Below are 12,615 nucleotides of genomic sequence, written 5' to 3'. Positions count from 1 at the left end.
CGCTTGTGCCTCGCGAAGCTCTGCCCGCCGCTGTCCGACGACGTTGACAGGGGCGGAGCGGCGGATATCTAATCGGAAGCGTACAGCAATCCCGGCCGGGTTGCATGAGGCGAGCTCGGACACATCGCTCACGCGCCTGCCCAGATCGGTATCATGCGGCGCAGAATAGGCGAGTTTTGTCACAGGGAACGCGCTGTCACGGGGAACGCCTATGCGTATTCTGATCGTCGACGATCATCCCATCGTCGCCTCCGGCTGCCGCGCCGTGCTGGCCGACGAGGGCGAGATCGAGATTTTGGAGGCCGCCGACGCCGAAGACGGCGAGTGCGTCTTCATCGTCGAACGTCCCGACCTCTGCATCATCGACATCAATTTGCCGACCGTCTCCGGATTCGAGCTTGCCCGCCGCATCCTCGAGCGCGCGCCCGAGGCGCGGATCATCATGTTCAGCATGAACGACGACCCGGCCTTCGCCGCGCGCGCGATCGAATGCGGCGCCAAAGGCTACGTCTCCAAGACCGGCGACCCCGACGACCTCGTCGAGGCGATCCGCGCCGTCGGCGGCGGCGGCACCTACTTGCCGAGCGCGATCGCGCGCAGCATCGCCTTCGCCGGACCGACACTGGCGCAAAGCCCGTTGTCGAAGCTGAACGCGCGGGAGATGGAGATTTTGCGGCTGCTCAGTGCCGGAAAGAGCCTGTCCGAGATCGCCTGGCTGGTACAGTCGTCGTACAAGACGGTCGCCAACACCTCCTCCATCATGCGCCAGAAGCTCGGCGTGAAGACCTCGGTCGAGCTGGTGCGGTTGGCGATCGACAGCGGTGTCGCCTGACGCACGGGCCGGCCGCCACACTTTCGGACACACAAGCGTTGCAATCTTGATGTGGTGAGATGCCACGGAGCCAAGGCATGACGATTCAGACTGTCTCGACCAACAAATCCTACGGCGGCGTGCAGGGCGTGTATCGCCATGCGAGCCAGGCGACCGGAACCGACATGGTGTTCTCGGTCTATGTTCCCCCGCATGCCGAAGGTGCGAAGCTGCCCGTGGTCTGGTATCTGTCCGGCCTCACCTGCACGCATGCCAACGTCACCGAGAAGGGCGAATTCCGCAAGGCCTGTGCCGAGCTCGGCCTGATCTTCGTCGCGCCCGACACCTCACCCCGCGGCCCCGACGTGCCAGGCGACGCCAACAACGCCTATGATTTCGGCCTCGGGGCCGGCTTCTATGTCGACGCCACGCAGGAGCCGTTCGCGCGCAATTATCGGATGTGGAGCTACGTGACAGACGAGCTGCCCAAGCTCGTGGCGGGAAATTTTCCCGTCGATGCCAAACGGCAATCGATCATGGGCCATTCGATGGGCGGTCACGGTGCGCTGACGGTGGCGCTGCGCAACCCGCACCGCTATCGCGCGGCGAGCGCGTTCGCGCCGATCGTTGCGCCCTCGCTCGTGCCCTGGGGCATCAAGGCGCTGACCGGCTATCTCGGATCGAACAAGGAGGCCTGGCGCAGCCACGACACAGTGGCGTTGATCGAGGACGGCGCGAAGTTCTCCGGCTTCCTGGTCGATGTCGGCGAAGCCGACAACTTCCTGAAGGAGCAGCTCAAGCCGGAGCTGCTCGAAGCCGCCTGCACCAAGGCGGGCATCCCGCTGACGCTGCGGCGCCAGGCGGGCTATGACCACAGCTATTATTTCATCTCGACCTTCATGGGCGATCACCTGCACTGGCATGCGGAGAAGCTGAAGGGGTGAGGCCTTCTTCCGTCTCCCCTTGTGGGAGAAGGTGGCGCGAAGCGCCGGATGAGGGGTTCTTTCCATTGGCAAGACTGTTCGTGAGGAGAGAGACCCCTCACCCGGCTTCGCTTCGCGAAGCCACCCTCTCCCGCAAGGGGAGAGGGTGCAGCAGCGCTCACGGAGAGAAGACTCTACTCCGGCCTGCCGTAATTCGGTGCGAGCAAGCGGTTGCGGATCAGATAACTCATCGTGCGCGTCCAGGCTTCATCGGTGTTGCCGCGCATGTCGGCGCTCGCCGCGGTGATCATGGCGCCTGTCTTCACGTCGCGCAGATAGACGTTGAGATTGATGATCAGGTTCGAGACCTTCTGCACCATGCCGGTGATCTCGAGGTCTGCTCCGAGCTGGGCGGCGAGCTTGAGATCGCAGCCGCCGCAGGCCTGTAAATTGGCGTGACGGGCCGCGTCCCTGACCGGCGCGATGTCCAGCACCTGGAACCTGCCGGAATCGGTCAACTCCTTACGGAGCTGCTCGCTGATGCGCAGGAGCCGCGCCTCTTCGGGCCTGGAGCCGTAGAACTCCCCGGGCAGGCTGGTGTCGATCAGCTCGAAATCGAACACGGCCAGCTTCGGCGGGTCGGCGCGCGCGACCGAAGGCGTCAACAGCAAAGCGGCGATCGTCATCGATGCTCGCATGATCGTGATTCCGGACGTGGCGAGCGCGCGGACGAATTGCGGGGTTGCATGGCCTGACAAATTGGTCATGCTTGAAGCAGAGACAATTCTTCACCTGCGGTCAAGCCGGGGAGATAGTCCGGAGGAAACATGATCCGATGGTTGGCCGGTCTGATCGGCTTTGGTCTTGCTGCGACGAGCGCGCTCGCGGCGGAGCCTGCCCTGATCGGCGTCGGCTATATCGGCGTCGCGGCTCCCCGATCGACGCTGTCGCTGATCGCGCAGCCCGCGGAGAATGACGGCGTCGCTGGCGCGCGCCTCGCGATCGACGACAACAACACCACCGGAAAATTCCTCGGCCAGCGGTTCGTACTGGAAGAGCGCCGCATCAAGCAAGGCGAGGACCCGGTGCAGGCCGCGACCGCGCTGGCGGAGAAGAACGGCTTCATCATCACCGACCTGCCGGCCGATGCGCTGCTGAAAGTCTCGGATGCTTTGCGCGACCGTGGCACGGTGCTGTTCAATGCGGGGGCGATCGACGAGCGGCTGCGCGAGGCCGATTGCCGCGCCAACGTGATCCACACCGCGCCGACGCGCGCGATGCTGGCCGATGCGCTCGGGCAGTATCTGGTGTGGAAGAAGTGGTCACGCTGGCTGCTGGTGGTCGGCTCGCACGACGAGGACAAGCTATTCGCGGACGCCCTCCGGCGCACCGCCGCACGCTTCGGCGCCAAGATCGTGCAGGAGAAGACCTTCGAAGACAAAGGCGGCGCGCGGCGCACCGACAGCGGCGTCACGCTGATCCAGCGCCAGATGCCGGTGTTCACGCAAGGCGCGCCGGCCTACGACGTGCTGGTCGCCGCCGACGAAAGCGAAGTGTTCGGCGGCTACCTGCCCTATCGCACCTGGGATCCGCGGCCGGTCGCGGGCTCAGCCGGACTCGTGCCGCGCAGCTGGGACGCATCGCAGGACCAGTGGGGCGCGATCCAGATGCAGAACCGTTTCGTCAAGCTCAACTCGCGGCGCATGACGGCGCTCGACATGCAGGCCTGGACCGCGGTGCGCATGATCGGCGAAGCCACCTCACGCACCAATTCAGGCGACGTCAAGAAGGTCACGGACTTCATCAAGGGCCCGGACTTCTCGGTCGCCGCCTTCAAGGGCACGCGATTGACCCTGCGCGACTGGAATTTGCAGCTGCGCCAGCCGATCCTCTTGGTCGACGGTCGCATGGTGGTGTCGGTCTCGCCGCAGGAGGGGTTTCTGCACCAGGTCTCCGAGCTCGATACGCTCGGCTATGATCGTCCGGAGAGCAAATGCAAGTTGAAGTGAGCGATTTGAGATGAGATCAAGCTGGCACCGTGACGATGCTGCGCCCCTTCCCCCGCTTGCGGGGGAAGGCATCTCCACAAGCGATAGCCCCCAAGAGGAGAGAGCCCTCTCCCGCATCGCATTTTGCGATGCGATGCGACCTCCCCCGCAAGCGGGGGTGGTGAAGACAGCCCGCGGACAGATGTCGCGCATCCTCGCAACGCCGTTGCTGGTCGCCCTCGGACTGGCGGCAGCGCCCGCGCATGCCTTCATTGCCTATGTCTCGAACGAGAAGAGCAATACGGTAACGGTGATCGACACCGACAGCTGGACCGTGACCAAGACCATCAAGGTCGGCCAGCGCCCCCGCGGCATCGATTTGACGCGCGACGGCAAGTTCGTGCTGGTCGCGGTCGGCGACGACGACACCATCCAGATGATCGACGCCAAGACGCAGAGCGTCGTGGACAGCCTGCCCTCGGGCCCCGACCCGGAATTGTTCGCCCAGGATGCGGCCGGCAAGACTCTCTATGTCGCCAACGAGAACGACAACACGGTGACCGTGATCGACCTCGAAAAGCGTGCCCGGCTCGGCGACATCCAGGTCGGCGTCGAGCCCGAGGGCATGACCATCAGTCCCGACGGCAAGACGCTGATCAACACGTCGGAAACGACCAACATGGCGCATTTCATCGACACCGCTTCGCGCCAGATCGTCGCCAACGTGCTGGTCGACGCCCGGCCGCGCTTTGCCGAGTTCAAGCACGATTCGTCCGAAGTGTGGGTCTCCTCCGAGATCGGCGGCACCGTCTCGATCATCGATCCCAGGAAACACGAAGTGATCGGCAAGGTCACGTTCGAGATTCCGGGCCTGCGGAAAGAGGCGATCCAGCCGGTCGGCATCGGCATGACCAAGGACGACAAGACCGCCTTCGTCGCACTCGGACCGGCCAACCGCATCGCCGTGGTCGATGTCGCCTCGCGCAAGGTGACCAAATACCTGCTGGTCGGGCAGCGGGTCTGGCACTTGGCGTTCACGCCCGATGAAAAATATCTGCTGACCACCAACGGCGTCTCGAACGACGTCTCCGTCATCGACGTCGCTGCGCAGAAGGTGATCAAGACCATTCAGGTGGGCGAACTGCCCTGGGGCATCGCGATCGCGCCATGACCAGCCCAGCTCCGATTCCCGAACCACAGGAGACGCCGAGGCCAGCAGCGGCCACGGCGCCGGCGCTGTCGATCGACGGCGTCAGCCATGCCTATGGGCCGCGCCGGGCGTTGATCGACGTCTCCTTCAATGTGCAGCCGGCAAGCTTTACCGCCCTGCTCGGCCTTAACGGCGCCGGCAAGAGCACGCTGTTCTCGCTCATCACGCGCCTGTTCGGCATCCAGTCCGGCCGCGTCGGAATCTTCGGTCATGACATCAGCAAGAGCCCCGGCGAGGCGCTGCGGCTGCTGGGGGTCGTGTTCCAGCCGCGCACGCTCGACCTCGACCTGTCGCTGACGCAGAACCTGCTCTATCACGCCGCGCTCCACGGCATCGGCCGGAGCGACGCCGCAGCGCGCAGCGCCGAGCTGCTCGGCCGCATCGGGCTCGAAGAGCGCGCAGGCAGCAAGGTGCGCGATCTTTCGGGCGGACAGATGCGGCGCCTGGAGATCGCGCGGGCGCTGCTGCACCGGCCGCGGCTATTGTTGCTCGACGAGCCGACGGTCGGCCTCGATGTCAAGGCGCGCGCCGACATCATTGGCCAGGTCCGCCAGCTCGTCACGGAACAAGGCATCGGCGTGCTCTGGGCTACGCACCTGTTCGACGAGATCATGCCCAGCGACGACCTCGTGGTGCTGCACCAGGGCAAGGTGCTGGCGCGGGGGCCGGTGAGCCGCGTCGTCACCGAGGCCGGCGCACAGGACGTCAACACCGCCTTCATGCGCTTGACCGGCGCGCAGACCATGCCGGGAGGCGGCGCATGAGCAGCATCGCGACGCGCGAGGCCACGCGCGGCTTCTCATTTGCCGAGTACATGACCTGTCTCACCGGCATCGTCTGGCGCGAAGGCCTGCGCTTCCTGCATCAGCGCGAGCGCTTCGTCTCGGCGCTGGTGCGGCCGCTGGTGTGGCTGTTCATCTTCGCCGCCGGCTTCCGCCAGGTGCTCGGCATCTCCATCATCCCGCCCTACGAGACCTACATCCTCTACGAGGTCTATATCGCGCCCGGGCTGATGGCGATGATCCAGCTCTTCAACGGCATGCAATCCTCGCTGTCGATGGTCTACGACCGCGAGATGGGCAACATGCGCACGCTGCTGGTGAGCCCGCTGCCGCGCGGCTTCCTGCTGTTCTGCAAGCTGCTGGCGGGGACCGCGGTGTCGCTGCTCCAGGTCTATGCGTTCCTTCTGATCGCCTGGTTCTGGGACATCACCCCGCCGTCATCGGGTTATCTCACCGTGCTGCCGGCGCTGATCCTGTCCGGGCTGATGCTGGGCTCGCTCGGCATGCTGATCTCCTCCGGCATCAAGCAGCTGGAGAACTTCGCCGGGGTCATGAATTTTGTCATTTTCCCGATGTTCTTCGCCTCCTCCGCGCTCTATCCGCTCTGGCGGGTGCGGGAGGGCAGTCCCTATCTGTACTATCTCTGCGAGGCCAACCCGTTCACTCATGCGGTCGAGCTGATACGTTTTGCACTCTACGGGCAAATCAACTGGATCTCGCTAGCCGTGGTCGCGGCTTGCACAATCGTCTTCATGATCGGCGCAATTCTGGCCTATGATCCCTCGCGTGGACTGGCGCGACGGGGGCCCGCAGGAGGCGAAGGATGAAGGTTCTGGCGATCGCTGCTCTGGTGCTCGCGCTGTCGGGCACGGCCGCCCGCGCCGCCGATCCGCGCTACCCCAACTGGCCGTGCACGCAGGCCAAGGTGCCGGAGATCTCGCTCGCCGCCGTCTGGGCCGGCCCCGCCCTCGACGACGCCGAGACCAGGTGGAAGAACGACACGAAAATCACCGCGCTGGTCGCAAGACTGTCGGCGCGCAAGACGCCGATTGACGAGGCCGAAAAGTTGGTGAAGGACTTCCTGGCTGCCTCTTCCGCCGACAAGACCACCAACGCAAAGCTGCTGTTCGCCGGCCTGTTCGAGACGCTCAACGCCCAGCGCTCGCAGGTCATGAACGGGCTCGAACGCGTCAGCCGCAAGCAGCGCGAGGCCGCCGACAAGATCCGTGAGGAGGCAATTCAGCTCCAGGCGCTTCAGAGCGCCACGCCGCGTGACGAGGCCAAGGTCGAGGCGCTCAGCAACGAGCTGATCTGGAAGACCCGCATCTTCGAGGACCGCAACAAGGTCGTGCGGTTCGTCTGCGAGGTTCCAACCGCGATCGACCAGCGCCTGTTCGCGCTCGGCCGCGTGATTCAGCAGGAGATGGAATAGCGTCAGCTTCCTGACGGCGTCGGAAGTTCCCGCGATAGCGACACCATCGTTAACCTTTGCCCCGGCTATCCGCCGGAACCAAATCGATCTAGGATGGCTTGTCGAAGTGAACTCCAGGATGTCGGGAGGCCTCGATGGGAACCACCAAATTTATCTGGGCGGGTGCTGCGGCCCTCAGCCTGCTCGCAACCAGCGCTCTTGCTGACGACATGACCGGCATGGTGATGCGGATCGATCGGCTCAACGGCACGATCTCGATCCAGCAGACGCAAAAGGGCACGGTCGGCGCCAGCACCGGAAGTGCCGGCGCGCTCCAGGAGTTCAAGGCCAAGGACGCCGCGATGCTGGACGCCGTTCATGCCGGCGACAGGGTGAACTATTCTGCAACTGAAACGAACGGCACCGGCACTCTGACGAAGTTGCAGAAGCAGTAGCGCCTGCTTCGCCTCGCTTGCGGGGCGAGGCAGCAGACCCTGCGTTCACGCTCCTATTGCTCCGGCCGCGGTTCCGGCTGCGCCTCTTCCGTCGGAAGCTTGGCGCGCTCCCAGCCGTCGGTGCCGTCGGGGTACCAGGCGATGTTGGAATAGCCATAGGCCAGCGCGCGTTTGGCGGCGTTCCAGGACATCCAGCAATCGGCCAGGCAGTAGATCACCAGCAGCGCGGCCTTGTCGCCGCCCGAGACATGAGCGAGCCCGCGCTGGAAATAATCATCCATCGCCGGCGGCAAAGATCCGTAGCCGGTATCCGGCAGCCAGACGCTGCCCGGAATGTTCCTGTGCGGCGCATCGCGCCACACCGTGCCTTCCGGAAGGTTCTTCGGCTTCGGCGGGCGCGGCAGCACGTCGACGAACGCACCGCTCTTCGCCCGCCAGATCGCTTCGGCTTCCGCCGTTGTGAGCACGCGCGCGCCGGCCAGCGTCGCCGGCACCGGCGCGCGATAATTGTCGGCGCGATAATTCTCGGGCTCGAACGGCTCCTGCTGCTGCGCCAGAGCCGGCGCCGCCAACGCGGCAGCGACGAGCGCAACGGCGGGAAGCCGCCTCATGGCGACTTCTTGGCCGTCTCCGCATTGAGCGGCCGATCGCTCTCGTCGAGCAGCGGTACGCCGAAGTCGAGCAGGATCTTGTTGATCTCACCCTGGTTCTCCTGGATCAGCTTGTTGAGCTGTCGCTTCCAGTTCTGGTCGGCGGGACGCACGCCCATGCCGATACGGTAGACCAGCTTCGGCCCTGTGGTCTCCTTCACCAGCGGCGTGACATGAAGCGCGCCGACCTTCTTCGCGTAGTAGCCGGCCATGGGACCCCACAGCACGCCGGCGTCGATCTTGCCGGCGGCGAGGTCGTCGATCATGGCCTGCGCCGAATTCTCGTAGCGCGTGTCGATCATCAGCGGATAGGGCTTCGCATCGCCCATCAGGCCGGCAATGGCCATGTTGGTCGCCGGCGGCGTTCCGGCGACGATGCCGACATGCTTGCCCTTCAGCTTCGGGTCCTCGAGCGTGTCCACGTCCTCGAGCCCGCTGCCGGTCTTGGCGACCAGCGCATAGGTCGTGCGGTAATAGGGATTGGTGCCCTGCACGACATCGTCGCCCTGCGGAAAGCCCATGATGACATCGCAGCGATGCGCCCCCAGCGTCATCCGCACGAAGCCCGTGGCCTGCGGGAAGAAGACGTAGTCGAGTTTCTTCTTGAGCCTGTCTGCAAACAGCTCGGCCAGCTTGTTCTCGAACCCCTCGCCCTTTTCGTTCGAGAACGGCAGATTGCGTGGATCGGCACAGACGCGCAGCACGTTCGGGTCGACCAGCTCGAACGAGAGGTCGCCGCTGTCACTGGTCTGCGCGATGGCGACCTCGCCGAGCGCGCAGGACGCAATCACGACCCACAGTGAAAACAACCAGCGACGATGTCGTCCGGCCTTCGTCATCGCGCTTCCTCCTCGTTTTGTTTGAATGCTATCCATGCAACGCATGACGCGCCATGTTTTGCCAGACTGTGCTGGCTTTGCTTTGTTGCAGTGCAATGCAGCCAATCCTTTGAACTGAGGCGGAAAAGTGTCTCGCATCGCTCGAGTGATCGCAGCCTTGTCCCTGTTGGGGACAGCAACGCTAGCACGGGCTGGGGCGGCCGAATTGCCTGTGAGCGAAGTCGCGCCGGGAATCTTCGTACACTCCGGGGCCATTGCCCTGATGACCCGTGAGAACGAGGGCGACATCGCCAATGTCGGCTTCATCGTGGGCGATGATGCCGTGGCTGTCATCGACACGGGCGGCAGCTTGCGCGAAGGCGAGGCCCTGCTGGCGGCCGTGCGGGCCCGTACGCCCAAGCCGATCCGCTATGTCATCAACACCCACGGCCACCCCGACCATGTCTTCGGCAATGCGGCCTTCGCCGCCACAGACACGACCTTCGTCGGCCACAGCAAGCTGCCCCAGGCGCTCGCGACGCGCGGGCCCCACTATCTCGACAATTTTCGCCGCATCATGGGCAGCGCGTTGATCGATCCCGTGAAGATCATTGCTCCAACCCTCCTGGTCTCAGACACGATGACGCTCGATCTCGGATCGCGTCGCCTGATCTTGCGCGCCTGGCGGGCCGGGCATAGCGACAACGACGTCACCGTGTACGACGAGACGACCAAGACCCTGTTTGCGGGCGACCTCGTCTTTCTCCGCCACATTCCGGTCATGGACGGCAGCATCCGCGGTTGGCTCGAGACGTTGAAGGAGTTGGAAGCCATTCCAGCGCAGCGCGTCGTTCCCGGTCACGGACCCGTGAGCGACTGGCCTGCTGCGTTGACCGATGAACGGCGTTACCTGTCAACGCTGCTGTCCGACGTTCGCGCGCTGAACAAGAACGGCGAGCCGATCCGGGCCGCTGCCGACAAGGCGGCCGCCGAGGAGCGACCGCGCTGGGAGCTGTTCGGCGATTACAACGCCCGGAACGCGACTGCAGCATTCTCGGAAATTGAATGGGAGTAGCCGGCGCGCTAGGATAAGCAAGAGTTCAGCTTCGCTGACTCCGGGGACGAGATCAGCTTCGCTGACTCGGAGGACGAGATCAGCTTCGCTGACTCGGAGGACCACGACCATGACGCGATGCACACGCCGCCTGCCCCTGATCGCCGCACTGCTCGGTCTCGCCTTTGCTGTGCCGGTGCAGGCCGAAGAAGCCTACGATCCCTGGCCGGGCCTGGTGCAGGACATCTTCAATGGCCGTCCGATGAATGACGGCAGTGCCGTCATCGGCATCGAGATGCCGTATCGCGCCGAGGACGCCGCGATCGTGCCGGTGACCCTGCGCAGCAAGCTGTCGCCCGCAGACAGCCGCCGGATCCGTTCGATCACGCTCGTGATCGACCGTAACCCGGCGCCGATGGCGGCGAAGTTCGAGCTCGGCGCCGATGCCAATGTCAGCGAGATCTCGACGCGCGTGCGTATCAACAATTACACCGACGTCCATGCGGTGGCCGAGCTCAGCGACGGCCAGCTCTATGTCTCGAAAGTCTATGTGAAGGCCTCCGGCGGCTGCTCGGCGCCGGCGGGAAAGAATGTCGAGGAAGCCAACAGCCGGCTCGGCAAGATGCGCTACCGGCAATTCGCGCGCGAGGAGGCGCCGGCGAGCCGCGTCCGCGAAGCGCAGATCATGATCGGCCATCCCAACAATTCCGGCCTGCAGATGGACCAGGTCACGCAGCTTTATATTCCCGCCTTCTTCATCAACCAGTTGAAGCTGACGCAGGACGACAGCCCCGTGCTGTCGATGGAAGGCGGCATCTCGATCTCGGAAGATCCCAACCTGCGCTTCACCTATGTCTCCAACGGCGCCAAGCGTTTCCGTGCGGAAGCCAGGGACACCGAGGGACACGTGTTCCGCAACGAGTGGGATGTCGAGAAGCCGGGGACGTAGGTCCCTCACCCGTCATGGCCGGCTTGTCCCGGCCATCCACGTACTTCGCGCCTCACCACAAGAACGTGGATGCCCGGGACAAGCCCGGGCATGACGAATGCGGTTGGTTGCTGCACCGTCAAAAACACCTCACCTCGGCTTCCGCCTGCGCCCGCCGCAGATCGTTCACTGCCGTGTTGGCCTGCTCCGAGGTGCGGAACTGGACGCCGAGATTGCCGCGGACCTGCGACATGCTGAGCGCGGTCTCCGCGGTAACATAGCGCTCATAGGGGACGATCGAGGCCACCACGTCGATCGAGCAGGAACATTGCTCGATCGACTGCCGGCTCTCGCCATTGGCCTTCATGCAGCCATAGACGTACTCCGCGCGCGCCGACGTCGGATAATCGTTGGCGTCCTCGGCCCGCGCCACGCACGCCGTCGCCGCCAGCACCGTCAATGCGGCGACAATCGGTCGTAGCTGTCCGGCCAGTTTCATGCGCATCCTCCCGCTGGTTGCGATCAAAGCTATGCTATGCGTATTGTCCTGAAAAGCACTCTGTCAGAGGAAACGGCTCACAAGGTGATGAGAGCACTTGGCCTGATAAGGGCACTTGGTCGACCATTGGCGCTCGCGACGACGCTGGCGCTGACGCTGGCCACACCCGGCCGCGCCGCGGAGACGATCCGCCTTGCGGTGCAGAAAACCGGAACATTCTCCTGGGAGCTGGCCGCGATCCGCGCGAACGGGCTCGACAAGGAAGCGGGCCTCGCGCTGGAGGTCAACGAGCTCGCAAGCACCGAGGCCGGCAAGATCGCGATGCGCGCAGGTAGTGCCGACATCATCCTGTCGGACTGGCTGTGGGTGTCGCGCGAGCGCGCGCTCGGTGCCAAGCTCACCTTCTATCCCTACTCCAGTGCGCTCGGCGCGGTGATGGTGCCGTCCTCATCGCCGATCAAGTCGCTTGCCGACTTGAAGGGCCGCAAGCTCGCCGTCGCGGGCGGGGCGATCGACAAGAGCTGGCTGCTGCTTCAGGCGCGCATGAAGCAGGATGGCATCGACCTGAAGTCGGAGGCGACCATCGTCTATGGCGCCCCGCCCCTGATCGCCGCCAAGGCGCTCGACGGCGAGATGGAGGCGAGCCTCAACTTCTGGAATTTCTGTGCCCAGCTCGAAGCCAAGGGTTTCAGGCGCCTCGCCGGCATCGAAGACATTCTACCGAATCTGGGCGCCAAGGGCGCCGTCTCCGCGGTCGGTTACGTCTTCGACGAGAATTGGGCCGCGAGCCATCGCGACGCCGTGGCGCGCTTCATCGCCATGACCCGCAAGGCCAAGCAATTGCTGGCCACCTCGGATGCGGCCTGGGACAAGATCGCGCCGCTGACCGGCACGAGCGATGTCACCCTGCTCAAGACCTATCGCGAGCGCTATCGCGACGGTATTCCAGGCCGGAGCATCGCTGAGGAGGAACAAGACGCGCGCGTGCTGTATCGCGTGCTGGCCGAGATCGGTGGCCGCGACCTCGTCGGCCCTGCGGCCGAGCTCGATCCCGGCACGTTCTACCACGCCGTGCCTGGAGACTGA

At 64.6% G+C, this 12,615-nt stretch carries 15 protein-coding genes; 11 read left to right on the top strand and 4 right to left on the bottom strand.

Features of this window, described 5'->3' with window-relative positions; all coding sequences use genetic code 11:
* Nucleotides 1-211 precede the first annotated feature (211 nt).
* The gene (locus AC066S_RS18075) at nucleotides 212-832 is read left to right on the top strand and encodes a response regulator (RefSeq protein WP_018320706.1); all 621 of its coding nucleotides are present in this window, start codon (nucleotides 212-214) and stop codon (nucleotides 830-832) included.
* A 77-nt stretch (nucleotides 833-909) separates the two neighbouring features.
* Nucleotides 910-1,755, top strand: a complete 846-nt coding sequence (gene fghA, locus AC066S_RS18070) for an S-formylglutathione hydrolase (protein ID WP_135169647.1) — start codon at nucleotides 910-912, stop codon at nucleotides 1,753-1,755.
* Between the two features lie 173 nt (nucleotides 1,756-1,928).
* Here the strand turns inward: fghA and AC066S_RS18065 are convergent, their stop codons facing one another.
* On the bottom strand, nucleotides 1,929-2,501 hold the full coding sequence (locus AC066S_RS18065; RefSeq protein ID WP_135169649.1) for a DUF3280 domain-containing protein: 573 nt from the start codon (nucleotides 2,499-2,501) through the stop codon (nucleotides 1,929-1,931).
* A 60-nt stretch (nucleotides 2,502-2,561) separates the two neighbouring features.
* Here AC066S_RS18065 and AC066S_RS18060 point away from each other — a divergent pair, with 60 nt between their 5' ends.
* The 6 genes from AC066S_RS18060 (at nucleotide 2,562) to AC066S_RS18035 (ending at nucleotide 7,580) form a co-directional block, all read left to right on the top strand.
* Nucleotides 2,562-3,743, top strand: a complete 1,182-nt coding sequence (locus AC066S_RS18060; RefSeq protein ID WP_135169650.1) for an ABC transporter substrate-binding protein — start codon at nucleotides 2,562-2,564, stop codon at nucleotides 3,741-3,743.
* Between the two features lie 181 nt (nucleotides 3,744-3,924).
* The gene (locus AC066S_RS18055; protein WP_167767551.1) at nucleotides 3,925-4,893 is read left to right on the top strand and encodes a YVTN family beta-propeller repeat protein; all 969 of its coding nucleotides are present in this window, start codon (nucleotides 3,925-3,927) and stop codon (nucleotides 4,891-4,893) included.
* On the top strand, nucleotides 4,890-5,696 hold the full coding sequence (locus AC066S_RS18050; RefSeq protein ID WP_135169652.1) for an ABC transporter ATP-binding protein: 807 nt from the start codon (nucleotides 4,890-4,892) through the stop codon (nucleotides 5,694-5,696). The genes AC066S_RS18055 and AC066S_RS18050 overlap by 4 nt, the downstream gene beginning before the upstream one ends.
* A complete protein-coding gene (locus AC066S_RS18045; RefSeq protein WP_126255587.1) occupies nucleotides 5,693-6,541 on the top strand; it encodes an ABC transporter permease in 849 nt (282 codons plus the stop codon). The genes AC066S_RS18050 and AC066S_RS18045 overlap by 4 nt, the downstream gene beginning before the upstream one ends.
* On the top strand, nucleotides 6,538-7,146 hold the full coding sequence (locus AC066S_RS18040) for a BAR domain-containing protein (RefSeq protein ID WP_135169654.1): 609 nt from the start codon (nucleotides 6,538-6,540) through the stop codon (nucleotides 7,144-7,146). Before AC066S_RS18045 ends, AC066S_RS18040 begins: the two co-directional genes overlap by 4 nt.
* Before the next feature lie 134 nt (nucleotides 7,147-7,280).
* Entirely contained in the window at nucleotides 7,281-7,580 is a 300-nt protein-coding gene (locus tag AC066S_RS18035) for a copper-binding protein (RefSeq protein WP_126255585.1), read from the top strand.
* 53 nt (nucleotides 7,581-7,633) lie between these two features.
* On the opposite strand, the gene AC066S_RS18030 is transcribed toward AC066S_RS18035, so the two are convergent.
* Both AC066S_RS18030 and AC066S_RS18025 read right to left on the bottom strand, forming a co-directional pair.
* Nucleotides 7,634-8,191, bottom strand: coding sequence for a PQQ-dependent catabolism-associated CXXCW motif protein (locus tag AC066S_RS18030; protein ID WP_135169655.1), 558 nt, complete (start codon nucleotides 8,189-8,191; stop codon nucleotides 7,634-7,636).
* A complete protein-coding gene (locus tag AC066S_RS18025; protein WP_135169656.1) occupies nucleotides 8,188-9,069 on the bottom strand; it encodes a substrate-binding domain-containing protein in 882 nt (293 codons plus the stop codon). Before AC066S_RS18025 ends, AC066S_RS18030 begins: the two co-directional genes overlap by 4 nt.
* Before the next feature lie 127 nt (nucleotides 9,070-9,196).
* Between AC066S_RS18025 and AC066S_RS18020 the strand changes: the two genes are divergently transcribed.
* Both AC066S_RS18020 and AC066S_RS18015 read left to right on the top strand, forming a co-directional pair.
* Nucleotides 9,197-10,123 carry a quinoprotein relay system zinc metallohydrolase 2 gene (locus AC066S_RS18020; protein ID WP_135169657.1) on the top strand — a complete coding sequence of 309 codons (927 nt, stop codon included), beginning with the start codon at nucleotides 9,197-9,199 and terminating at the stop codon, nucleotides 10,121-10,123.
* A gap of 109 nt (nucleotides 10,124-10,232) precedes the next feature.
* The gene (locus AC066S_RS18015; protein WP_126255581.1) at nucleotides 10,233-11,051 is read left to right on the top strand and encodes a quinoprotein dehydrogenase-associated SoxYZ-like carrier; all 819 of its coding nucleotides are present in this window, start codon (nucleotides 10,233-10,235) and stop codon (nucleotides 11,049-11,051) included.
* A gap of 118 nt (nucleotides 11,052-11,169) precedes the next feature.
* Here the strand turns inward: AC066S_RS18015 and AC066S_RS18010 are convergent, their stop codons facing one another.
* Complete coding sequence (locus tag AC066S_RS18010) at nucleotides 11,170-11,529, bottom strand: hypothetical protein (RefSeq protein WP_126255580.1); 360 nt, start codon at nucleotides 11,527-11,529, stop codon at nucleotides 11,170-11,172.
* An 87-nt stretch (nucleotides 11,530-11,616) separates the two neighbouring features.
* On the opposite strand from AC066S_RS18010, the gene AC066S_RS18005 reads away from it, so the two are divergent.
* On the top strand, nucleotides 11,617-12,615 hold the full coding sequence (locus AC066S_RS18005) for an ABC transporter substrate-binding protein (protein ID WP_167767552.1): 999 nt from the start codon (nucleotides 11,617-11,619) through the stop codon (nucleotides 12,613-12,615).

The organism is Bradyrhizobium sp. CFUWI (assembly GCF_056429085.1).
The sequence above is the reverse complement of the archived record's forward strand: the minus strand, read 5'-3'. Positions and strand labels throughout refer to the sequence as shown.

Excerpts from the sequence above, each read along its gene's own strand:
- AC066S_RS18075 (WP_018320706.1), top strand. The coding sequence starts at position 212 with ATGCGTATTCTGATCGTCGACGATCATCCCATCGTCGCCTCCGGCTGC.
- fghA (WP_135169647.1), top strand. The coding sequence starts at position 910 with ATGACGATTCAGACTGTCTCGACCAACAAATCCTACGGCGGCGTGCAG.
- AC066S_RS18065 (WP_135169649.1), bottom strand. The coding sequence starts at position 2,501 with ATGACCAATTTGTCAGGCCATGCAACCCCGCAATTCGTCCGCGCGCTC.
- AC066S_RS18060 (WP_135169650.1), top strand. The coding sequence starts at position 2,562 with ATGATCCGATGGTTGGCCGGTCTGATCGGCTTTGGTCTTGCTGCGACG.
- AC066S_RS18055 (WP_167767551.1), top strand. The coding sequence starts at position 3,925 with ATGTCGCGCATCCTCGCAACGCCGTTGCTGGTCGCCCTCGGACTGGCG.
- AC066S_RS18050 (WP_135169652.1), top strand. The coding sequence starts at position 4,890 with ATGACCAGCCCAGCTCCGATTCCCGAACCACAGGAGACGCCGAGGCCA.
- AC066S_RS18045 (WP_126255587.1), top strand. The coding sequence starts at position 5,693 with ATGAGCAGCATCGCGACGCGCGAGGCCACGCGCGGCTTCTCATTTGCC.
- AC066S_RS18040 (WP_135169654.1), top strand. The coding sequence starts at position 6,538 with ATGAAGGTTCTGGCGATCGCTGCTCTGGTGCTCGCGCTGTCGGGCACG.
- AC066S_RS18035 (WP_126255585.1), top strand. The coding sequence starts at position 7,281 with ATGGGAACCACCAAATTTATCTGGGCGGGTGCTGCGGCCCTCAGCCTG.
- AC066S_RS18030 (WP_135169655.1), bottom strand. The coding sequence starts at position 8,191 with ATGAGGCGGCTTCCCGCCGTTGCGCTCGTCGCTGCCGCGTTGGCGGCG.
- AC066S_RS18025 (WP_135169656.1), bottom strand. The coding sequence starts at position 9,069 with ATGACGAAGGCCGGACGACATCGTCGCTGGTTGTTTTCACTGTGGGTC.
- AC066S_RS18015 (WP_126255581.1), top strand. The coding sequence starts at position 10,233 with ATGACGCGATGCACACGCCGCCTGCCCCTGATCGCCGCACTGCTCGGT.
- AC066S_RS18010 (WP_126255580.1), bottom strand. The coding sequence starts at position 11,529 with ATGAAACTGGCCGGACAGCTACGACCGATTGTCGCCGCATTGACGGTG.
- AC066S_RS18005 (WP_167767552.1), top strand. The coding sequence starts at position 11,617 with ATGAGAGCACTTGGCCTGATAAGGGCACTTGGTCGACCATTGGCGCTC.